This is a genomic window from Frigoribacterium sp. VKM Ac-2530 (assembly GCF_015350835.1).
Classification (GTDB): Bacteria; Actinomycetota; Actinomycetes; order Actinomycetales; family Microbacteriaceae; genus Frigoribacterium.
Map to the genome: position 1 here is coordinate 1,008,154 of NZ_JADKSE010000001.1, position 20,923 is coordinate 1,029,076.

Annotated in this window: 14 protein-coding genes; 6 read left to right on the forward strand and 8 right to left on the reverse strand. The window is 71.4% G+C overall.

What is annotated here, in order from left to right:
• Positions 1–67: 67 nt before the first annotated feature.
• Together ITJ48_RS04585 and ITJ48_RS04590 are read right to left on the reverse strand one after the other, a co-directional pair.
• Positions 68–1,882, reverse strand: coding sequence for a hypothetical protein (locus tag ITJ48_RS04585; protein WP_194612573.1), 1,815 nt, complete (start codon positions 1,880–1,882; stop codon positions 68–70).
• A gap of 50 nt (positions 1,883–1,932) precedes the next feature.
• The gene (locus tag ITJ48_RS04590; protein ID WP_194612574.1) at positions 1,933–3,183 is read right to left on the reverse strand and encodes a lipopolysaccharide biosynthesis protein; all 1,251 of its coding nucleotides are present in this window, start codon (positions 3,181–3,183) and stop codon (positions 1,933–1,935) included.
• A gap of 158 nt (positions 3,184–3,341) precedes the next feature.
• Here ITJ48_RS04590 and ITJ48_RS04595 point away from each other — a divergent pair, with 158 nt between their 5' ends.
• Positions 3,342–4,940, forward strand: a complete 1,599-nt coding sequence (locus tag ITJ48_RS04595) for a DUF2142 domain-containing protein (protein ID WP_194612575.1) — start codon at positions 3,342–3,344, stop codon at positions 4,938–4,940.
• Positions 4,941–4,998: 58 nt separating this feature from the next.
• Here ITJ48_RS04595 and ITJ48_RS04600 read toward each other — a convergent pair whose 3' ends face one another.
• The 3 genes from ITJ48_RS04600 to ITJ48_RS04610 form a co-directional block, all read right to left on the reverse strand.
• Positions 4,999–7,428 carry a hypothetical protein gene (locus tag ITJ48_RS04600; protein WP_194612576.1) on the reverse strand — a complete coding sequence of 810 codons (2,430 nt, stop codon included), beginning with the start codon at positions 7,426–7,428 and terminating at the stop codon, positions 4,999–5,001.
• A gap of 175 nt (positions 7,429–7,603) precedes the next feature.
• Entirely contained in the window at positions 7,604–10,531 is a 2,928-nt protein-coding gene (locus ITJ48_RS04605) for a glycosyltransferase (protein WP_194612577.1), read from the reverse strand.
• Positions 10,532–10,595: 64 nt separating this feature from the next.
• Positions 10,596–12,590: a glycoside hydrolase family 99-like domain-containing protein gene (locus ITJ48_RS04610; RefSeq protein ID WP_194612578.1), complete on the reverse strand. Its 1,995-nt coding sequence runs from the start codon at positions 12,588–12,590 to the stop codon at positions 10,596–10,598.
• A 140-nt stretch (positions 12,591–12,730) separates the two neighbouring features.
• Between ITJ48_RS04610 and ITJ48_RS04615 the strand changes: the two genes are divergently transcribed.
• The 3 genes from ITJ48_RS04615 to ITJ48_RS04625 are packed head-to-tail and all read left to right on the forward strand — an operon-like array spanning position 12,731 to position 15,835.
• Positions 12,731–13,642, forward strand: coding sequence for an ABC transporter permease (locus ITJ48_RS04615; protein ID WP_194612579.1), 912 nt, complete (start codon positions 12,731–12,733; stop codon positions 13,640–13,642).
• On the forward strand, positions 13,642–14,853 hold the full coding sequence (locus tag ITJ48_RS04620) for an ABC transporter ATP-binding protein (RefSeq protein WP_194612580.1): 1,212 nt from the start codon (positions 13,642–13,644) through the stop codon (positions 14,851–14,853). Before ITJ48_RS04615 ends, ITJ48_RS04620 begins: the two co-directional genes overlap by 1 nt.
• A gap of 4 nt (positions 14,854–14,857) precedes the next feature.
• Complete coding sequence (locus ITJ48_RS04625) at positions 14,858–15,835, forward strand: glycosyltransferase family 2 protein (protein ID WP_194612581.1); 978 nt, start codon at positions 14,858–14,860, stop codon at positions 15,833–15,835.
• Between the two features lie 24 nt (positions 15,836–15,859).
• Here ITJ48_RS04625 and ITJ48_RS04630 read toward each other — a convergent pair whose 3' ends face one another.
• Entirely contained in the window at positions 15,860–17,275 is a 1,416-nt protein-coding gene (locus ITJ48_RS04630; RefSeq protein WP_194612582.1) for a glycosyltransferase family 4 protein, read from the reverse strand.
• Positions 17,276–17,344: 69 nt separating this feature from the next.
• Here ITJ48_RS04630 and ITJ48_RS04635 point away from each other — a divergent pair, with 69 nt between their 5' ends.
• The gene (locus tag ITJ48_RS04635) at positions 17,345–18,478 is read left to right on the forward strand and encodes a glycosyltransferase family 1 protein (RefSeq protein ID WP_228506200.1); all 1,134 of its coding nucleotides are present in this window, start codon (positions 17,345–17,347) and stop codon (positions 18,476–18,478) included.
• On the forward strand, positions 18,475–19,329 hold the full coding sequence (locus ITJ48_RS04640) for a glycosyltransferase family 2 protein (protein ID WP_194612584.1): 855 nt from the start codon (positions 18,475–18,477) through the stop codon (positions 19,327–19,329). The genes ITJ48_RS04635 and ITJ48_RS04640 overlap by 4 nt, the downstream gene beginning before the upstream one ends.
• A 60-nt stretch (positions 19,330–19,389) precedes the next feature.
• Here the strand turns inward: ITJ48_RS04640 and rfbA are convergent, their stop codons facing one another.
• Complete coding sequence (gene rfbA / locus ITJ48_RS04645) at positions 19,390–20,256, reverse strand: glucose-1-phosphate thymidylyltransferase RfbA (protein ID WP_194612585.1); 867 nt, start codon at positions 20,254–20,256, stop codon at positions 19,390–19,392.
• A gap of 1 nt (position 20,257) precedes the next feature.
• Positions 20,258–20,869, reverse strand: a complete 612-nt coding sequence (locus ITJ48_RS04650) for a dTDP-4-dehydrorhamnose 3,5-epimerase (protein ID WP_194612586.1) — start codon at positions 20,867–20,869, stop codon at positions 20,258–20,260.
• Between the last annotated feature and the right edge of the window lie 54 nt (positions 20,870–20,923).

A 20,923-nucleotide genomic window follows, 5' to 3' on the forward strand; every position in this document is an offset into this window, starting at 1 on the left:
CTAGCACAGGGCCACAGGGCCTCTCGTGGCGCGCCCGCCCTCGGTGACGGGGGCGAGCCGGGCCGGGTCAGCCCCCGTCAGGGACCTCGACGGTGAAGTCGAGGTCCGGGCAGGTCGCCGCCACCGCCGGCCCGGCGTTGGCGGCCCTCGTGACGAGGACGGGATCGTCGCCCGCCCGCCGGAGGGCGTCGCACACCTGGGTCGGATCGTGCTCGAGGGTCGAGGCGTAGGAGCGGAGCGGGTCCTCGGCGCCGTCGGCGATGAAGGTGGTGAGCCAGAGGTTCGCGAGGTCGTCGTCGGCGGTCGAGCCCTCGAGCCACACGAGGTGAGGTCTCGGGTCGTCCAGCCACGCGAGTATCTGCACGGACCTGCTCTCGAGGCCGGCGGGACCGCCCGCGACGATGCCTGCCAGGGGCACGTACCCGCGCAGGCCGGGCCCGTCTGGCTGCGGCACGACCACGGCGGCGAAGGCGAGGAGGGCAACGGCGGGCGCGACGGCCCGGGAGGGGCGTCGCGCGCCGGCGACGACCGTGACCAGGACGACCACGACGAGGATCGACGCGATCCAGCTCATCTTCTTCGGGTAGTAGGTCCACGGCCTGAGCTCAGCGACCACGGCGGAGGCGACGAAGACGAGCACGACGACGACGACCGTCGCGCCGAGGACCGCACCGTCGCGCAGCAGGAGCCGCGCGTCGCCGTCGGACCTCCCCCGGCTACGGGCGAGGACGACGCACGCGGACAGGCCGACGGCCAGCGTCGCGGGGACCCACCAGCTCCACGGGAAGAACCAGCCGTCCTGCAGGAGGTTGCCCCCGTCGGAACGGACGTCACGCAGCACGACGGCGAGGGCGTAAGCAGCGGCGGACGCCAGCGCGGCCGCGAGGAACCAGGTCTGGCCCCGCCTCAGCTCGTGCCGCGACACGAGTGCGCGGAGAGGCACGGACGTCAGGACGCGAACGCCCAGCACGACGGGGACGGCGGCGAGTGGCGCCCACGTCGCGGCGGCGAGGACGGCGCCGACGGCCAGGACGCCGACGCGGAGAGGGACCGAGCCCCTCTGGCCCGCCGAGACGAGGAGGCAGCACCCGAGGACGACCAGCGTGAGCGAGACGTTGGCGAACCCGAAGGACATCGCGAAGCCGGTCACCAGCCACGAGTACACGAGCGCGGTGACGACGAGCGCGGCCAGGACCGCCCGCCCCGTCGGCCTCACGACCGCGAGCGGGACGCAGGCCAGGACCACCGCACTCGCCGTGATGCACACGGCCCAGCCGATCTGGTAGGCGGTGTACAGCTCACTGGCAGCGGCGTCCGGGACGGACTCGAGCGCGGCGATCCCCTGGAACAAGTAGGCCGGGTTGGGATGGACACCGGGGTCGACCCCGCCGTCCTGGGCGATGAAGCGCATGAAGAGCACGTTCGTCGCTGAGTCCCTGCGGATGGCCCAGGCCCGGACGGCTGCACCCGGCACCGTGAGGACCACGGCGACCGCGAGGACGCCGACGAGGGCCGGCACGCACGCCCACGCGCCGCGACGCAGCGCCGGCGCCGAGGGTCGGGCTCGCCGGTGCCGGGTGGCCACCAGCACGGCCCCGGCGCCGAGGAGGACGACGAGCCACAGCGCCCGGGCCGGGACCGAGGGCGAGACGTCCAGCACGGGGCCGAGACGGAGCCCGACGACGACGGGGGCCAGCAGGAGGAGGACGGCCGAGGCCCCGGCCACGGGCAGGCGCAGACGAGCTGCGAGCACGGCAGTCAGCGGCAGCCACGCGCCGAGGGCCAGTCCCCACGACGTCCCCACGACGAACCCGCCGGCTCCCGCAGCGACACCGAGGGCCAGGACGACCCAGGCCAGCCTCCCCCAGGCCGTGGGCGTCACGTGCCAGTCGTGCCTGGAGCCGTGTCGTGCCGCGGGGGCTGGTGCAGATGTCACGGTCGTTCAGCGCCGCCCCGCGCCGGGGCACCGTGATCGACGGAGCTGCGGACAGCCCGGACCGAGGCGAGGACGACCAGGGCCACGAGGTTGACGGCGGACCCCACCATGAAGCCCGTGCTGCCGGCGGCGACGCCCTCCCGCGGCCCGAGGACGAGGACGACGGCGACGCCCACCACGAAGCCCGCCACGGAGGTGAGGGCGACGGCACGGGACCGGCCTGCGGCCAGGAGCAGCGCCGCCGGGATCAGGCCGACCGTGAAGAGGAACACGCCGATCATGAGGTACTGCAGCATCGGGACGGCAGCCGCGCCCTGCACGGGGTAGACCACCGGCAGCACGAGGGGCGCCAGCACGACGACCAGCCCGAAGGCCCCCGCTGCGAGGAGGGAGAACGTCAGGAAGAACGTCCTCGACGCGCGGTCCCGCAGACCGGCCGCCTCACCTCGGTGAGCGTAGGCCGGCACGACGATCTGGCTCACCGCCTGCCCGAGCATCGACGCCGGGGTCGCCAGCGTGAAGGCGGCCGCGTAGACGCCGGCCTGCCCCGGGCCCCCGTAGACCTGCGCGGCGAGCATGGCGATCTGCAGCAGGCCGTTCGTCGTCAGGCCGGCCAGGACGTTCCAGGCCGCGAACGACACGAGGCGCGGAGGAACGACCTCGACCCCCTCGTCACGAGCGGTCCGCGGCCGGCAGGCCACGGCGAACACGGTGTAGCCGACGGCGAGCGGGACGAGGACGAGGCCGTCGAGGCCGCCGACGGCGACGACGACGAGCAGGCCCAGGCTCACCGCCGACGAGACCGTGTCCCACAGGGCGATCCGTCGAGCACGGTGGTGGCCGAGCTGGGCCCCCCGGGCGTACGTGTACCAGCCGTAGCCGACGACGAGCCAGCCGGCGACGACGGACGTCGTGACGCCGTTGCCGAGCCAGAGGGCCACCGGGACGGCCGCGACGCCGAGGGCGAGCGAGGTGGCGAGGGTGGCACGGTCGAGGACGCGGACGAGTCCTCGTTCCGACACCTGGTCGTGGAGGGCGACGGCGATGAACCGGGACGCCGTGTTCCCCGCCGCGGTCGGCCAGAAGAGAGCCAGGAAGATGCTGAGGGACATCAGGGCGCTCGCGTGGCCGAGCGTCTCCGTCCCGAGGAAGCGACCGATGAGGATCGTGTAGGCCAGGCGGGAGAGCCCCTGGACGCCGATGCCGAGGGTCGAGAAAGCGGCGCTGGAAGCCAGCTTGGGCGCCATGGAGCCCTCCCCTCTCTCGCCACCCCTGCAGTGGACGCCCACGATCTTAGGTGACGCGACGTGGCCGCTCGCCCGTCCCCTCGACCGGCCGAGCTCGCCGGTACCATCGACGGGGGCTCTCGAGCCTGCGACATCGACTGAGGGGCGGCACCACGGCAATGAGCACAGACACACGCAGCGACGAGACGACGATCTCCGACAGGGAACGCAGGGCCCGTCCCTCGCTGAAGGTGTTCCTCACGGCGTTCGCCCTGCTCTGGGGCGTCTCCAGCGCGTGGGCCTTCGCGAGCCCGCTGATGAGCGTGCCGGACGAGCCCGCCCACACCGTCCATGCCGCGGCCGTCGTCCGAGGGGAACTCGACGGCGCCCCGTCGACCGTCCAGCCGGGAGCCCTCGACGTCGAGGTGCCCGCATTCGTGGCGGACACGGCGGACCTGGCGTGCTTCGCCTTCGACCCCTCGCGCCCGGCCTCCTGCCAGGCCCCTCTGACGGACTCCACGGCCCCGGAGACGGCGACGACGAGTGCCGGCACGTACAACCCCGCCTACTACGCCGTCGTGGGACTCCCCAGCCTCTTCCTCGAGGGAGAGCCCGCCCTGTACGCGATGAGGGTCTTGAGCGCGGCGCTCTCGTCTGCCTTGCTCGCTCTCGCCGTCGTCGCGGTCATGCAGATGCGCGCTCGAGCGTGGACCCTGGTCGCCTTCAGCGTCGCCGTGACTCCGATGGTCTACTTCATCATGGGCTCGGTCAACCCGAGCGGCATCGAGATCGCGTCCGCGGTGATGCTCTTCGCGTGGCTGTCCCTGCTCGTCCAGCGGCGGAGCGAGGGCTTCCCCGCCCACCGCATCGCCTTCGTGGCCGTCGCGGCCGTCGTCCTGGCCAACACACGCAGCATCGCGCTGCTCTGGCTCCTGCTCATCGTCGTGTCGACGCTGGCCGACTGGAGCCTGATCCGGGCGCTCGCCCGCCGCCGGGCCTTCTGGCTCGGAGTGGTCGGCATCGGCGTCGGCGCCGCCGCCGGGCTCGCATGGACCCTCACCAGCCAGAGCCTCAGCCCCGGCGTCCCGTACGTCGGCGCCGGGTCGTCGTTCTACTCGGGCTTCAACAAGATGATCTTCATCACGTTCGAGAACGGTCAGGGCTACATCGGGCTCTTCGGGTGGATCGACACGCCTGCTCCCGCCACGACGGTCATCATCTGGAGCTTCGTCCTCCTGTCGTTGATCATCGGCGCGCTGGCCTTCGGGCGAGGCGCGCGGCGGCGCGCGGTGACCATCCTGGCCCTGGCCATGGTCGTCGTCCCGCCGGTCGTACAGGGATTCGCGGTCACCGACTACGGGTACATCTGGCAGGCCCGGTACATCCTCGCGGTGCTGGCGTGCCTCGTCCTCGCCGCCGGGATGGCCCTCGACGAGGCCTTCCCGAGGCCCGTCCGCCTCGAGTCGTCCCGCCGTCTCGTGACCTCGGGGCTCGTCGCCCTCGGAGTGCTCCACGTGCACCTGGTGGTCTGGGTCTTCCGCCGGTACGTCACCGGCCTCCAGGACGGAGTGGGCTGGCGGGCCATGTTCACGTCGCCCTCGTGGCAGCCTCCGCTCACCTGGGAGTTCTGGACGGCCGTCATCGCCGTCCTCCTGGCAGCGGGGAGCATCGTCGTCCGGCGGGCGGTGACCGCGTCGTGGGCCGAGGCCCTGCCCGAAGGCGCGGACGCGCCGTCCCGGCCCGTCGACGCCGGTCGACCGGGACGGTCGACGACCTGACCCCTCGTGACGAAGGCCCCCGACGCGTCGCGTCGGGGGCCTTCGTCACGAGATCAGGTCAGGACGAGGTGGTCTGCCAGCACCCGAACTGACGGTGCTGACCACCTCGCACGTCGAGCCCCCACACGCAGACCGTGTGACGACCCGCCGAGACCGGGACGGTCGCCGAGAAGCCGTGCGTCGAGCCCGTCCGGGGGTACGCCGCGGCCACGTCCGGGCGGTCGAGGTCGGTCGTGAAGGCCGATCCCACGCCGTCCACGTAGACGTGCACTGGGACGGCGTCGGACGAACCGGGCGCGACCATCCAGCCGGACACGCCGACCGTGCCCGCCCCTCCCGTGACCGACTCGACGTTGCCGACGGGGACGGTGCTCGTCACGGTGACGGTCCGGCAGCCCAGGAGCGGGTTGGGGCCCGCCTTGACGTCGTTCAGCGCATAGACGCAGACGTTCTGGGCACCCGCCGCGGCAGGGACGACGGCCGAGAACCCGTGCCGGTCGCCGTACGCGGGGTGGACTGCGGCCACGTCGGGCCGCGAGCCGTCCGCCGTGACCTGGGTCCAGGTCGAGCCCACGTAGACGTGGACGGGGATCGGTGCCGCCGTGTCGGGGTCCAGGGTCCAGCCGCTGACCGAGACGCCCCCGGCGGCGCCGGCGACGACCTCGAGGTTGCCGATCGGGGCGCGGGCGCCCGCGGTCGGGGCCGACGACGACACGGTCACCGTGCGGCACCCGAGCTCGACGTCGCCTCCTGCCCCGTCGTTCACCGCGGTCACGCAGACCTGCTGGGAGCCCGCCGGGGCCGCGATCGTCGAGAGGAAGCCGTGCGCGTCGCCCATCCCGGGGAAGGCGCGCCCGACGTCGGGACGGGACACGTCGGCCTTGACCGTCGTCGTCGTGCCGGCGACGGTGACGCGGAGCGACAGCGGGGCCGTCGTGTCGAGGTCGAGGGCCCAGCCCTTGACCATGACGGACTCGGTGCCGCCGGTGACCTCCTCGAGGTTGCCACGGGGCGTGGACGGAGCCGGGGCCGAGCCCGTCGACACGGTCACGGTCCGGCACCCGAACGACGTGTTCGTGATGCCCGGGCCGACGTTGATCCCGTAGACGCAGATCTCGTGCTTGCCGACGGCCAGCGTCGAGACGAGCTCGAAGCCGTGGGGCCGGCCGTAGGCGGGGTACGCGGCGGCCACGTCGGGACGGTCCTTGTCGGCACGGGTCGGGACCGAGCGGCCGTCGACGTAGACGTGCACGTCGATGGGCGAGGTCGTGTCGGGGTCGATCGCCCAGCCGCCCGTCGTCACGGTGCCGGCGGCCGCCGTCACGGAGTCGATGCCCCCGAACGGGTCGCCGGTGGGGACCTGGACGGTCGTGCAGGCAGGCGTGTTGGCGCCGCTGCCGACGTTGATGAAGAAGACGCAGACCTCGTGTCGGCCGCCTCCGATCCCGAACGTGGCGTCGAAGCCGTGCGCGTTCCCCGCACCGGCGTGGATCGCTCCGACGTCCGGTCGGGACTTGTCCGCGCGGGTCACGCCCGCGCCCACGCCGTCGATGTACACGTGCACGTCGAGCGACGTCGCGACGGCGTCGGGGTCGATGGTCCACCCCGACACGCGCACCGTGCCGACGCCGGGCGTCGCGCCCTCGAAGTTGCCGATGGGGCTCGTCGGGCCGGTGGTCGGGCCGAACCACGAGGTGTAGAAGCGCCAGAAGTTGCGGTTGCCGTAGGCGGAGCAGGCGTCCCCCGTCCCGGTCATGTTGGCCAGCGCCGCCGCGTTGGGCTGGTAGGGCGTGTAGTAGTAGAGCGCCGCGGTCGCCGCGTTGCTGATGTACACCCCGCCGCTGCCGCAGGCCGCGTTCGGGTTGTAGCGGACCTGGGCGACCTGGCCCACGGGGTACCAGGTGAAGTAGTTGCTCGTCCCCGCGGGGTTGCCGTAGCGCTTCAGCTGCCAGGCCGCGCGGTAGAGCTGGTTGTACAGGCCGGCGTAGGCAGGGTCGCAGTAGCCGGGACGCGAGGCGTCGTCGGGGCAGGCGTACCCCATGGCCCGGTCGATGCGTGCGTCGCTGGGCGCGGTCGCCGTGACGAGGGTCTGCTCCTTCTGGAGGGTGACGAGCAGCACCTTCGCGCTGATCGAGCAGGCCTGCTGCACCTTGAAGAGGATCTGAGACGTGAGCTCGCCCGCCGCACCCTGGTAGGCACGACACATCGCGTCCGCGGGGCGCGAAGAGGTGTCCGTCCGCTTGAGCCGGAGGCAGTTGCCGTTGCCGCACGACGGCACCTGGGCCTCGAGGAACGCCTGGATCTGCTGCTGGGACATCGCGTTCGCGTCGTAGAAGTTGGCGTCGCTGATGATGTTGCCCGCGTCGAACGACGCGGCCTGCGCCGCCTGCGGCGACTGCACGGCGACGAGCGCGCCGGCGGCGACGAACAAGGAGGTGGCCATCACCACCCAGCGGAACGCTCGGCTCTTCCTCGGATATCGGGTCATGGTCGGCCTCTCGCCCTGGGTCGCGCAAGGGCCCTGTACCCGAGCGGCGGGCTTCAGGGACGCCTGCCAGGCGGCCTTCAGCCGGAACACACTCGACAAGAGTAAGTCACTTCGTGCCCCGGACGACGGATGCCCTGCCCCCCGATGTGGGGGACAGGGCACCTCGTTGCCCCCGTCACGCGGAGAGGTTCGCCTCCGGGTCGGTCAGGAACCCGTAGATGCCGCCGAGGGCTGCGTCCCAGTCGCCGTGCCGCGCGTCGATCGTCTCGAGGGCCTTGGCCGACGTGTCGCGACGGAGCTGCTCGTCGAGGATGAGCTTCTCGAGGTTCTCGACGATGTCGTCCACCGTACGCATCGTGAGCTGCGAGTTGACGCCGTTCTCGAACAGCCAGGTGAACCACTCGCTGTCCGGCGCCACCATCGGCACCCCGCTGCCCATCAGCTCGAGCGGCAGGTACGAGGGGTGACGCGAGATCTGCATCGTCAGTCCGATGTCGGTCTCCCGGTACATCGCGCCGGTCGCGCGGTAGTCCAGCAGGCCCATGTCGATGAAGTCCGCGCTGTTGGGCAGGTACCTGGCGCCGGCGGCGAGGATGCGGACGCGGTCCCCGTGACGGCGCTTGACCTCCGTGAGCGCGGCGTAGACGAGCTCCCAGCAGTTGCGGAAGTGGTCGCGCGCGTAGGCGAAGATCGTGACCGGCTCCTCTGCGCCCTTCTCGCGTCGCCCCTCCGGGTGGTAGATGCTCCGGTCGACCGCGGGCGTGAAGTACATGGACGAGCCGCCGTACGACTTGTAGATCTCGTGCATGCTCTCGGTGTTGCAGATCCCGTACAGGCCCAGCCGGTAGCTCTCCTCGGCCATGGCGTACATGCTGCTCGCCGGGTAGAAACCGGGCTCGTAGTCCTGCATGAGGTAGAACTTGCGCGGCGCAGAGGACGACTTGGCGACGTGCATGGCCGTCAGCCACAGCGTCGCCACGGCGGCGTCGGCCGGCGGCACCGCGTCGATCTGCTCCTGCGAGCCGTCGTAGAACATGACCTCGGCATCGGCGAGGCTGGGGAACGCCGCAGCGAGGGCCGACGAGATGTAGGCGTGGTTCGGCTGGGCGAAGGCGATGAACCGGTGCTGGATGCCGTGGTCGCGCGTCAGCTTGTCGGCGAGCCGGAACGCCGTGTTGAGACCGCCGAAGAAGGGCATGTCGACGTCGGGGATGAACCAGTTGATCGTCTTGACGTCGGCGAACCCGGACGTCGACGCGTGGAGCTCGGCGACCTTCGCCACGTCGCCCTTCGTGACCGACGCCGTCGCGAGCAGCGACTGCGCCTCCTCCGAGATGGAGCCGCTCTGGGCCACCTTCGTGTAGGCGCGCCCCATGACCGCGAAGGCGAGCTGCACCGGCGACACGTCGCGCGTGCTGGCGAAGCGGGGCACCGCCGAGAGCCGGGAGACGTTCGGGCTCGAGTACGGGTCACCGCCCTGCAGCCAGGGGTGGTAACGCCAGTAGCTGGCGTAGAAGTCCTCCATCGGCACGGCGGAGCCGCGCGTGATGGACTCGTAGTGACGGACCGTGTCGAAGGGGACGACGACGTTGCGGCGCCCGGCGATCACCTGGTCGAGGCCGAGCACGACGTCGCTGCCGCAGAGGACGAAGCGCTCGTCGAGACCGCCGGCCGCGTCGAAGTCCTTGCGGCGGACAGCCACGCAGGCACCCGTCACCGCGAGGCTGTTGCGGTACCAGCGGGTCGACCCGATGAGGGTGTCGACACCCGGGACGAGCCCGGCGAAGGTGTTGTCGGCGAAGCCGTTCGGACCGAGCGTGACGCCGCCGTGCTGGATGAGCCCCTCCGCCTGACGGTGCTGCACGCCCACGGTGCCCACGCCGTCGCGCATCAGGTGGCCGACCATCTCGCGCAGCCACGCCGGGTCGACGATCTGGGTGTCGTCGTTGAGCATCACGACGACCTCGCCGCCGGTCGCGGCAGCCGCGACGTTGTTCACCCTGGAGTAGTTGAACGGGGTCTCGGTCCACCAGATCACCGTCGGCTCGATGCCGTAGGAGGCCTGCTCGTACCACGCGACGTTCTCGGGAGTCTCGCCGCCGTTGTCGATGATCGTGAGGTCGAAGCCCGCCGGGTAGTCCGTCTTCGCCAGGCTCGGCAGCAGCCGGGCGAGGTTGTCCCGGCCGTGACGCGTCGGCGTCACGATCGACACGCTGGGCCACTCGGCGGGTTCGAAGAGGACCCGGGTGACGCCGTCCTTGACGGCGACGACCGCCTCCTCCCCCCGCCTGGCCAGGGCCTCACGGACCATGACGGCGTCCTGGGGCGACACGGGCCCCGCGGACTGGCCGACGGGCTCGCTGAGCAGGGTGCGCGAGATGAGGCCGGCCGAGCGCGCGGGCAGGTCGATGTCGAGCAGGAGGCGCCAGATGCCCGAGTCGGAGACGTCGGCCCCTGAGGCGCGGACGAGGGCTCGTCGGGTGACCGCGAAGGCCCTGTCGAGGTAGTTGGCGCCCAGGAGGATCTCGGGCGACCACTGGGGGCGGAACACCGGGTCGCGCCGCACGCCCGCGCGGGTCACGTGGTCGGAGTCGAAGGCGATCAGCTCCAGGGCGGGGTCGACCCGGTGTTGCTTCGCGAGGTCGGTCAGGGCATGCGTGCGCAGGACGCTCCCGCCCCGCACGAAGAGCACGAGGTCGGCGTCGGTCTGGAACAGGACCTGCTCGACGGTCGTGCCGGTCGGGACCACCATCGCCCTGGCACGGGTGTTGCCGTGCTGCTCGTCGACGCTCGCGAGCGTCACGGCGTCCGCGGCGTCGCCCCTGCTCTCGACGACGACGGCGAACGTCGTCTGCGAGACGAGGTCGGCCGGGGCGTGCGGGATCCGCCGCTGCTGGGCGAGGAACTCCTTGTAGGTGTCCAGGCCCGGCTTGCCCTGCGGCACCTTGGCGAACAGGGTCCGAGCGTCGCTCGCGAGGGCCCGCGCGCCCTTGTAGGTGTGGTAGCTCGCGATGGCGAGGCCCCGCCCCCGAGAGTTGATCGGGAGGCGCGTCCTCGCTGTCGAGACGGCCCAGACCCTGAATTGGTGCAGCAAAATTGTCATCTCCCAGTAGATCGCGTCGATCGAGTGTAGTAGCCGAGGGCCTGCGGGCTCCCGGGCCGGCCGGTCAACGACGCGGCCGAGTCACCGTCGCCACGGCGTCGAGGTAGGTCGAGCCCCAGCGGTCCGTGGGCTCGAGGACCGCCCCCTCCGCCCATTCGTTCCAGGCGTTGACGAAGACGACCGGATCACCGGCGTTCGTCCTGGTGACCGACTCTGCCGCCTCCGCGAGCCACCGACGGAAGGTGAACGGGTTCGCCCCGTACCAGATGTCGGGGGCGAGCTGGCGTCGGGCGGTGTTGTCGAAGCCCGCCATGACGGTCGGGACGACGTCGCCCGTGCCCTGAGGGAGCCGGAGCCGGGACACCGCACCGTCGGCCATGCCGCGGTAGCTGAGGATGCGCCCCTCGAACTCGGGACGGACGCCCAGCCCGGACCGCTCCTGCCAGTGCCACTCGTGGTTGTGGGGAGGGAAGCCCATGAGCCCGTCGAGCCCCGAGCCCGCGAGGTCGGCCGAGCCGAGTCCCTCGTAGACGGTCCCGACGTCCACGCCGAGCAGGTGCAGCGAGCCGACTCCCGCCTCCTCTGCTCGTCGCCGCCAGTGGGCGAAGGCGGCGCGGTGGTCCGGCAGGTGGGCAGGTCGGTACACGGCGAGCACCGCAGACCCCCCGATGCGGAGCCACCGGTCGTCGCGCATCAACGGCAGCAGGTGCTCGATGAAGTCCTCGGCGGGCACGGCGTCGTAGTCCTGCGCGATGAGCACGCTGTCGCCCCGGCCGTCCCAGGTGCGCGTCCAGTCCTCGTTCGCCCACATGACGCAGAAGCCCTCGGCGAGGTCGCTCGCGGCGAGGCGCTCGAGGGGCATGTCCATCAGGCGACCGCCGGCGAACCAGTAGTGGTAGTACATGAAGCCGGCGACGCCGGCCCGACGGGCGAGGTCGTGCTGGGCGTTCCTGACCTCGTCACGGTGCAGGTCGTAGAACCCGAGCTGCCCCGGGAGCATCGGCTGCGCGTGGCCCTCGTAGTCCGGGACGGCCCGCGACACGTTCGTCCACTCCGTGAAGCCCGTGCCCCACCAGCGGTCGTTCTCGGGGAAGGTGTGGAACTGGGGGAGGTAGAACGGCACGACCCTGACGTCGTGGGTCTCCTCGACGGCGAGGCCCTCGAGCTCGTCCACGGCCGAGACCGTCATGCCGCTCTCGATCGCCAGGATGCCGAGCAGGCGCTCGACCGCGTGCGCGGTCGTCCCGTCCACCGCCCCGTCCTCGTCGGGGAAGTCGTCCCGCTCGAGGCGCAGGGCACGGAGCCCCCGCACGACGAAGGCGTCGCCCCACCAGATCGAGCCGGCAGGGAACCTCAGGTCGATGACCAGGTCGTCGAGCTCGAGTCGACGCAGGAGGTCGACGACGAGCTCACGGTCCGCGCCCCAGTGCTCGGCTCCGACGATCGACGCGCCGCTCGTCACGAGGCCGGCCCGCGTGGTCCGCAACGCGCGGAGCACGCGGGCCGCGCCCTCGCGGGACGGGAGCACGGCGCCCACGAGCTCGTCGCGCCAGGCCCCTCCGGAGCCCGCGAGCTGCTCGTGGTCGGCGCGCCATGCCGAGCGCTTCGTGTGGACCTTCAGCACGGCGTCGTAGCCGTCGAGGAGCCCTGCGTTGACGACCGACACGAGGGGGAGGATGTCGCGACCCCGGTTCTCGACGCGGAGGACGACGGTCTCGCGGAGCAGGTCGAGGCCGAGCTCGCGGAGCGCTGCGGCGACGTCGACCTCGACGCCCTCGGTGACCGTCACGACGAGGTCGAAGGACTCGGGGACGTGACGCAGCTCCGCGAGGATGCCGGGGAGGAGGTCGGCGTAGAAGACGTGCACGACCACGACGACGGCGGGACGGCCGTCCGGCGACGGACGCTCCGCGTCGCGCCACGACTCGGGGAACCCCACGAAGCGGGTCGTCGCCCGCCGCGAGACGAAGGAGCGGAAGTCGGAGGGCGTCCGGTGCGCGTTCACTGCCGCCGCGCCGTCGCGCAGCAGCTTCTGGCCGAGGGTGATGCGTCCCCTCATCAGGCGGCGCTTGGCGCCAGCCCACGTCGGAATCCTGACGATGAGCCTGGTCCTTTCCGTTCGCCGAAGTTGTCTATTGTATTGTCCATGGGTGGTTCGCCAGGACCTGAATCCCCGTATCGGCTGGAGGCCGCACATCCATGGCTGAAGCCGACAACATCGCTGCAGAGCGCCTCGCCCGTCTCGACCGCACCGAGTGGCAGGACGCCGGGTCGACCGGCACCTTCCTGAGCGGCTTCGCCGCCTCGGTGCGTGACATCTGGGGCCACCGGGAGCTGCTCGGGATGCTGACCAAGCGCGAGCTCAAGGCCCGCTACAAGGACAGCACCCTCGGGTTCCTCTGGAGCCTGGCCCGTCCCCTGACGCAGTTGTTCATCTACTACGTCGTGCTGGGGCAGTTCCTCGGGGCGGCGCGGAACATCCCCAACTTCGCCATCTACATCTTCGCCGGCCTCACGGTCTACACGGTCTTCTCCGAGATCGTGGGCGCGGGCACGGCCTCGATCGTCGCCAACGCCGGCCTCGTCAAGAAGGTGTACCTCCCGCGTGAGGTCTTCACCCTGTCGAGCGTCGGCTCGTCGCTCTTCAACTTCGGCATCCAGTTCGTCATCCTGTTGATCGCCGCCGTGGTGACCGGCTCCCTCCGCCTCGGGCCCCACCTCCTCTACGGCGTGGCCGGCCTCGTGCTCGTGCTCGTCTACGCCGTCGCGCTCGGGCTCCTGCTCGGAGCCCTCAACGTGTTCCTCCGCGACATCCAGTACCTCGTCGAGGTGATCCTGATGCTCGTCATGTGGGGATCGCCCATCGTCTACTCCTGGACCCAGGTGCAGAACCACCTCCCCGGCTGGTTGGTGCAGGTCTACCTGAACAACCCGGTGACGCTGTCGGTCATCGGCTTCCAGGAGGCCTTCTGGTCGGCGGGCACCCCGGGCACCGCGCCCGACGCGCTCTTCACCCGCATGGTCGTCGCCGGCCTCGTGGGCCTCGTCCTGCTGTTCGTCTCGCAGCGCATCTTCTCGAGGTTGCAGGGCAACTTCGCTCAGGAGCTTTGATGATCCCCACCCTCGCGTCCCCCGTCCCGATCGTCCAGGTCTCCGACGTGTCCAAGCGCTTCGTCCTGCACAAGGACAAGAGCGTGAAGGAACGACTGGTCAGCCTCGGCCGCGGCAAGGTCCACCGCGAGGACTTCTGGGCCCTCCGCAACATCGACCTCGAGATCGACGCCGGCTCGACCATCGGCCTCATCGGTCCGAACGGCTCGGGCAAGTCGACGCTGCTCAAGGCCATCGGCGGCATCATCCAGCCGACGACGGGCTCCGTCGTCCGCCGTGGGCGGATGGCGGCGCTGCTCGAGCTCGGTGCCGGGTTCCACAGCGACCTCACCGGCCGGGAGAACGTCTACCTCAACGCCTCGATCCTCGGGCTGAGCCGTCGTCAGACCGACCTCTACTTCGACGACATCGTCGAGTTCTCCGGCATCGAGGAGTTCATCGACACGCAGGTGAAGTTCTACTCGAGCGGCATGTACGTGCGGCTCGCCTTCGCGGTCGCGGTGCACGTCGACCCTGACCTCCTGCTCGTCGACGAGGTGCTCGCCGTCGGTGACGAGGCGTTCCAGAAGAAATGCCTGGACAAGATCGCGTCGTTCCAGGCCGAGGGGCGCACGATCGTCCTCGTGACGCACACCCTCAACCAGATCACCGACCTCTGTTCCCGCGCCCTGGTGCTGGCGCGGGGCTCGGTCGTCTTCGACGGCGACCCCACCGACGCGGTCAGCGTGCTCCGCTCCGGGTTCAAGACGGCCACCGACGCCGCCGAGGAACGCATCGTCGCGGACCACGTCGAGGTCACCGACTTCCAGATCGCCCGGGTGGAGTCCATCACGGTCTCCGGCCGCGACACCGGCGACCAGATCGTCGTCGAGGCGGACAAGCCGCTCGAGATCGACGTCACCGTCGACGCCAAGACGCGTCTCACCGACTGGGGCATCGGCGTGCACGTCGACAACCCGTTCGGTCAGGTCGTCGTGGGGACGCACTCCAGCGTCCTCCCGGTGACGGTCCCCGAGCTCGAGGGGCGCCGCACCGTGCGGTTCACCCTGTCCGATGCGCATCTCGGCAGCGGCGAGTACCGGGTCACCAGCGCTGTCTTCGGCACCGGGGGCCAGGAACTGCACAGGCTCACCGACGGCGCCACCTTCACGGTCAAGTCGCCGGTCAAGACCTACGGTCCTGTCGGGGCGTCGGCCGAGCTGACCTTCTGAGACCGTGGGACCAGGTGAGCGTCCGCTCAGCGCCGAGGTCGTCGTCGTCAACTGGCGGCGTCCCGACCTGACCCTCGCCTGCCTAGAGTCGGTCCGCGAGGAGGCCTACGGGCTCGGCGCCCGGGTCACGGTCGTCGACAACGGGTCGGGCGACGACTCCGTCGACCTCATCGCGCGCGGCGCTCCGTGGGCGCGGCTCGTCCCCCTCGACACGAACCGCGGCTTCGCGGCCGGCGTGGGCGCTGCCCTGCGGGACACCGTGGCCGACGTCGTGGTCCTGCTCAACAACGACGCGGTCGCCGCTCCCGGCTTCATCGCGGAGCTCCTCCGTCCCCTCGAGCGAGACGGCCTGGCAGGCGCCTCGACGGCGCGGCTGCTGCTCGCCGAGCCCCAGGAGGGCCGCCGGCTCACCAACTCGACGGGGAACGTCGTCGACCGGGCAGGCAACGGTGCCGACCGGGACTGGCTACGACCCCATCCCGTCTCCTCGCCTCCCGAGGTCTTCGGCTTCTGCGGAGGCGCGTGCGCCCTGCGCGTCGACGCCGTGCGCGACAGCGGAGGCCTCGACGAGAGCTTGTTCATGTACTACGAGGACACCGACCTCAGCTGGAAGCTGCGTCGACGTGGCTGGACGGTCGTCTACGCCGAGGACGCGGTCGCGCTGCACCGCCACGCATCGTCGTCGGGGGTCGACACGGAGCTCTTCGTCGTCGCCAACGCGCGGAACAGGATGATCGTCGCCCTTCGCCACGGGCCCTGGCCCATGGCGGCGCGTGCTGTCGTCAGGACGCTGCTGCGCCTCCTCGCCGACGCCCCGGCGAGCCTCCGCTCCCCCGCTCGTCGCCGCGAGGTCCTCTGGCGCGCGAAGGCAGTGCGGCAGTTCGTGCGCGCCGCGCCACGGACCCTGCGAGAACGACGCCAGGTCGACGCACGGGCCACCGTGTCACGTCGTGAGGTCGCGGAGGCCCTCCCCCGATCCTGACGAGGCGGAGCGGGCGGTCGGCGCTCAGCCGTCGAGAGACGCGTCCGAGTCGCCCACCGCGACCCGCGCGAGGGCACTCCGCCGCCGCCGGTCCTGCAGGCGCTCGACGACGAGAGCCGGTCCCCCGGTCCTGAGGAGCCGGGCGGCCGTCCTGACGTCGTCCAGTCGGGTGCGCGGCAGGACGGCAGGCGGGGCGGTGACGAGGTTCCAGGGGGCGACGGCTGCACGGCGAGGATCGCGGCAGAACTCTACGAGGGGCGCGAGGTTGGTGCGCCAGGTCATCGTGGCCGCGAGCTCGCGCGCCGCCCGCGACCAGCGGGCCCGCAGCTCGGAGTCGCCGGCCGCGGCGACGATGGCCGTGGCCAGGGCGTCGACGTCGCCCACGGGCACGGTCGTGCCGAAGCCGTGGCGCAGGATGAGGTCCTCGAAGACGTCGCCCTCGGTCGTGATGAGGGGCAGGCCCGCCCAGACGTAGTCGAGGTTGCGCGTCCGGAAGCTGAACCGGGTCTCCAGGCCCGCGTTGTGCGTCGTGACCCCGAGGTCGGCGTCCGCCAGGTAGGCCGCCCGGTCGTCGTAGGCGACCCATTCCTCGTTGAAGACGACGTGCGTCCCGTAGATGCCGAGCTCCTTGGCGAGCGCCACGGCCTGGTCGGGCACCGCGTGGCCGTCGATGCCCGCGTTCGGGTGCACCTTCGCCATGAAGAAGAGCCGCAGGTGGGGCACGTCGGCGCGAGCGCGGTCGACGGCGCGGATGAGGGTCAGCGGGTCGAACCAGTCGTAGATGCCCCCGCCCCAGATGAGCACGAAGTCGTCGGCCTCGATGCCGGGGACGATGCCCCGCACGGCTCGTCGCGCAGGGGCGAAGGGGGCGTCGGGCACCCCGAACGGGACGATGCGGACCAGCTCGTCGATGACCGCGGGGTCGGAGCCGGCGCGGGGGGGCCTGACGCGGCCGAGGGCTGCGAGCTGCCCGATCCACAGGTCGCGCTGACGGTCGCTCGCGCAGAGCACCAGGTCGGCACGGGACAGCTGGGCGTTGAGCTCGGTCGTGAGCTCGGCGAAGACCCTGTCGACCTCGTCCGCTGCCATGCCGTGCTGACGGTGCAGGAACTCGAGGTGGAACGGGTCGTAGAGATCCATGACCTGGACCTGGGGCTTGTCGCGCAGCCACGGCATGCTCGCGTAGAAGCCGCCCTGGAACAGGACGACGTCGGAGGCGTCGACGAGCGCCTCCGCGTTCTCGGGGCCGAACTCGACGACCTCGAAGTCGTCCGCCCGGCGCGACACGTCGCGCAGCGAGGCGATCGTCACGGCGTGCCCCTCGGCGTGGAGGATCGTGGCGATCTCCCACGCCCGGATGGCGGGGCCGGCGAGCCTCTCGGAGACGGGCTCGCCGATGACGATGAGGATGCGCGGCAGGTCGGGATGCGGAGCGGTCACCGGACCGACCTTAGTGCTTCGGCGGCTCGGATATGCTGGCGGCTGCCGAGTCTGCGTGAGGGGTTCCATTTGTCGAAGACCGTGTCGGTCCTGATCGACGGGACGGCTGTCCCCTCCGAGCTGGGCGGCGTGGGGAGGTACCTCGAGGGGCTCGTCGGCGGCCTGCAGCGCGGGGGCTCGTCGTTCTCCCTCGTCGTGCGCGCCGAGCACGCGGCCCACTTCCGCGCCCTCGCGCCGGGCGCAGACGTCGTCGTGGCTCCCCGGTTCGTCGACCGGCGGCCCCTGCGCTTCCTCTGGGAACAGACCGGTCTCGTGCGCCTGCGCCGTCGCCTCGGCGCCCGTGTCCTGCACTCGCCCCATTACACGTTCCCCCTCCTCTCGAGGCACGGCGTCGTCACGGTCCACGACGCGACGTTCTTCAGCGATCCCGGCTCCCACGGACGCCTCAAGAGGGTCTTCTTCTCCACCTGGATCCGCGTCGCCCTGGCACGGCGGCTCGTCTGCGTCGTGCCGAGCGACGCCACGCGCGCTGAGCTCGGACGACACGTCGGGGCGAAGCGGGCCGACGTCGTCGTGGCGCACCACGGCGTCGACCGCTCCGCATTCGCCCCGCCGTCGGCCGCGGACGTCGCCGCGGTCCGGGATCTCGTCGGCCTCCGCCCCGGGCAGCCGTACCTGGCGTTCCTCGGCACCGTCGAGCCGCGCAAGAACGTGGGAGCGCTCCTCAGAGCCCATCAGCAGCTGCGCCTCGACCGGGGACCCGAGCGCGTCCCCGACATCGTGGTGGCCGGCGCCCGCGGGTGGGACGCGGACGCAGCGCGCCTGCTCGACGAGCTCGGCGTCGACGAGGGGGTCCACGAGGTGGGCTACCTCGACTTCTCGGCCCTCCCTGCCCTCCTGGGCGGGGCGGAGGTCCTGGCCTACCCCAGCTCGGCCGAGGGCTTCGGCCTCCCCGTCCTCGAGGCCATGGCCTCCGGCGCGGTGGTGCTGACCACCGACCGGTCGGCCCTGCCCGAGGTCGGCGGGGACGCCGTCGAGTACGCCGAGCCCGACGTCGAGTCGCTCCGCGCCGCCCTGGCACGGCTCCTGGACGACGACGCCCGCCGGGCCGAGCTCCGCGAGGCGGGTCCGAGGCGTGCCGCGCTCTTCACGTGGGAGGCGACGGCGGCCGCCCACGTGGACGCCTACGAGGCGGCCTCGTGAGCCACGTGCTGGGCATCGTGACGGTGACCCACAACTCCGGCGAGACCCTCCGGTCGTTCCTCGAGAGCGTCGACGCAGCGTCGACGACGAGGCTGCGCCGGGTCGACGTCGTCGTCGCCGACAACGACTCGCGGGACCCCTCGGAGGAGGCGGCGATCGCGACCGAGCACGGGGCCGTCTTCGTGGCCCGCCGTGAGAACGACGGCTACGGCTCGGGCATCGACGCCGCGATGAGCCGTCTCGCCGACGACGTCGACCTCGTCCTGGTGTCGAACCCGGACGTCGTTCTCTCGCCCTCCGCCCTCGACGCCCTCGTGGACGGCGCGGACAGGCGGCCGGGGGCCGGCTCCCTGGGCCCTCGCATCCTCGACGCCGCGGGCGACACGTACCCGTCGGCGCGTGCGCTCCCCTCGCTCCGGACAGGCGTGGGGCACGCCCTGCTGGGACGCCTCTGGCCGGCCAACCCGTGGTCCGTGTCGTACAAGGCGGAGAGGGACACCGACCGCGAGCGGACGGCCGGCTGGCTGTCGGGCGCGTGTTTCCTCGTGCGCCGGGACGCGTACCTCTCCGTCGGCGGCTTCGACCACGCCTACTTCATGTACTTCGAGGACGTCGACCTCGGTGCCCGACTCGGCCAGGCCGGCTGGGACAACGTCTACGTCCCGTCGGCGGTGGTCACGCACACGGGTGCGCACAGCACCGAGCAGAACAGCACCGTCATGGAACGCGTGCACCACGAGAGCGCGTACCTGTACCTCTCGCGCCGGTACTCGGCTTGGTGGGCCGCCCCGCTGCGCGGCGTCCTCCGGGCCGGCCTCCGCACCCGCGCGTGGTGGGTCACCCGCGCCTGACGCAGTCCGGGCCGGCACCCGTGGGGTGCCGGCCCGGATCACGGACGATCGCGACGTGCCTCAGCTCGAGGCGAGGAGCTTCTGCAGGTACACGCCGTAGCCGCTCTTCGCCAGGGGCGCCGCGAGCTCGGCGAGGTGCCCGTCGTCGATCCAGCCGTTCCGCCAGGCGATCTCCTCGATGCAGCCGATCTTATGGCCCTGTCGGTCCTCGATGACGCGGACGTACTCGGAAGCCTGCATCATCGACTCGAAGGTGCCCGTGTCGAGCCACGCCGTGCCCCGGTCGAGCACCTGGACCTGGAGGTTCCCCGCCTCGAGGTAGCGCTCGTTCACCGTGCTGATCTCGAGCTCCCCGCGGGGGCTCGGCTCGATGGTCTTGGCGATGCGCACGACCTCGTTGTCGTAGAAGTAGAGGCCCGGCACCGCGTAGTTGCTCTTCGGCGCCGCGGGCTTCTCCTCGATGGAGACGGCACGGAAGGACTCGTCGAACTCGACCACCCCGTACGCCTTCGGGTCGCTGACGTGGTACGCGAAGATCGTCGCACCGTCGACCGCGGCGTTCTTCTTGAGGTTCGACCCGAGGCCGACGCCGTGGAAGATGTTGTCCCCGAGGACGAGGGCGACGCTGTCGTCGCCGATGAAGTCCTCGCCGATGACGAAGGCCTGGGCCAGCCCGTCGGGGGACGGCTGGACGGCGTACTGGATCTCCATGCCGAGCTGCGACCCGTCGCCGAGCAGCGCCCGGAACTGGTCGTTGTACTCGGGCGTGGTGATGACGAGGACCTCGCGGATGCCGGCCATCATCAGGGTCGACAAGGGGTAGTAGACCATCGGCTTGTCGTAGATGGGCATGAGCTGCTTGGAGATGCCCTTGGTGATGGGCCACAGGCGCGTGCCGGAGCCGCCGGCGAGGATGATGCCCTTCATGTCAGCTCTCCTTCGTGTCGAGGGTCGCGTAGAACGCGCGCATGTCGTCCCAGGTGGGGAGCAGGCCGGCCGTCGCCGCCTCGCTCAGCCCGGGGGCGTCGGTGTCCTTCGGGGACAGCAGCGGCTCGCCTGCCTCAGGGGGGAAGACCAGGCCGATCTCGGGGTCGAGGGGATCGATCCCGTGCTCGCGCCCGGCGTTGAACGTGTCGGTCACGAGGTAGCTCACCGTGGCGTCGTCCGTGAGGGCCACGAACGCGTGCCCGAGGCCCTCGGCGAGGTAGATCGCGCGTCGGTCGACGTCGTCGAGCAGCACGGAGTCCCACTGGCCGAAGGTGGGAGACCCCACGCGGATGTCGATGACGTAGTCGAGAACGGCACCGTGCGTCGCCGTCACGTACTTGGCCTGCCCGCGGGGGACGTCGGCGAAGTGGATGCCGCGCACCACCCCTCGCCTCGAGACCGACGTGTTCGCCTGTCGGAGGTCGATCGGGTGCCCGACGGCCTCGGCCAGCTTGTCGAATCGGTACCACTCGAGGAACACGCCGCGGTCGTCGCCGAACTGCTTCGGCGTGACCTCGTAGCTGTCAGGGATCTTCAGTTCGCGGATCTGCACCCGGGCAGCCTAGCAAAGGGGCCACGTGACGCCGGAGCCCCGCGGGACGGCACG

Coding starts and splice junctions, on each gene's coding strand:
- ITJ48_RS04620 (WP_194612580.1), top strand. CDS start 13,642: ATGATCCCCACCCTCGCGTCCCCCGTCCCGATCGTCCAGGTCTCCGAC.
- ITJ48_RS04615 (WP_194612579.1), top strand. CDS start 12,731: ATGGCTGAAGCCGACAACATCGCTGCAGAGCGCCTCGCCCGTCTCGAC.
- ITJ48_RS04595 (WP_194612575.1), top strand. CDS start 3,342: ATGAGCACAGACACACGCAGCGACGAGACGACGATCTCCGACAGGGAA.
- ITJ48_RS04610 (WP_194612578.1), bottom strand. CDS start 12,590: ATGAGGGGACGCATCACCCTCGGCCAGAAGCTGCTGCGCGACGGCGCG.
- ITJ48_RS04600 (WP_194612576.1), bottom strand. CDS start 7,428: ATGACCCGATATCCGAGGAAGAGCCGAGCGTTCCGCTGGGTGGTGATG.
- rfbA (WP_194612585.1), bottom strand. CDS start 20,256: ATGAAGGGCATCATCCTCGCCGGCGGCTCCGGCACGCGCCTGTGGCCC.
- ITJ48_RS04590 (WP_194612574.1), bottom strand. CDS start 3,183: ATGGCGCCCAAGCTGGCTTCCAGCGCCGCTTTCTCGACCCTCGGCATC.
- ITJ48_RS04605 (WP_194612577.1), bottom strand. CDS start 10,531: ATGACAATTTTGCTGCACCAATTCAGGGTCTGGGCCGTCTCGACAGCG.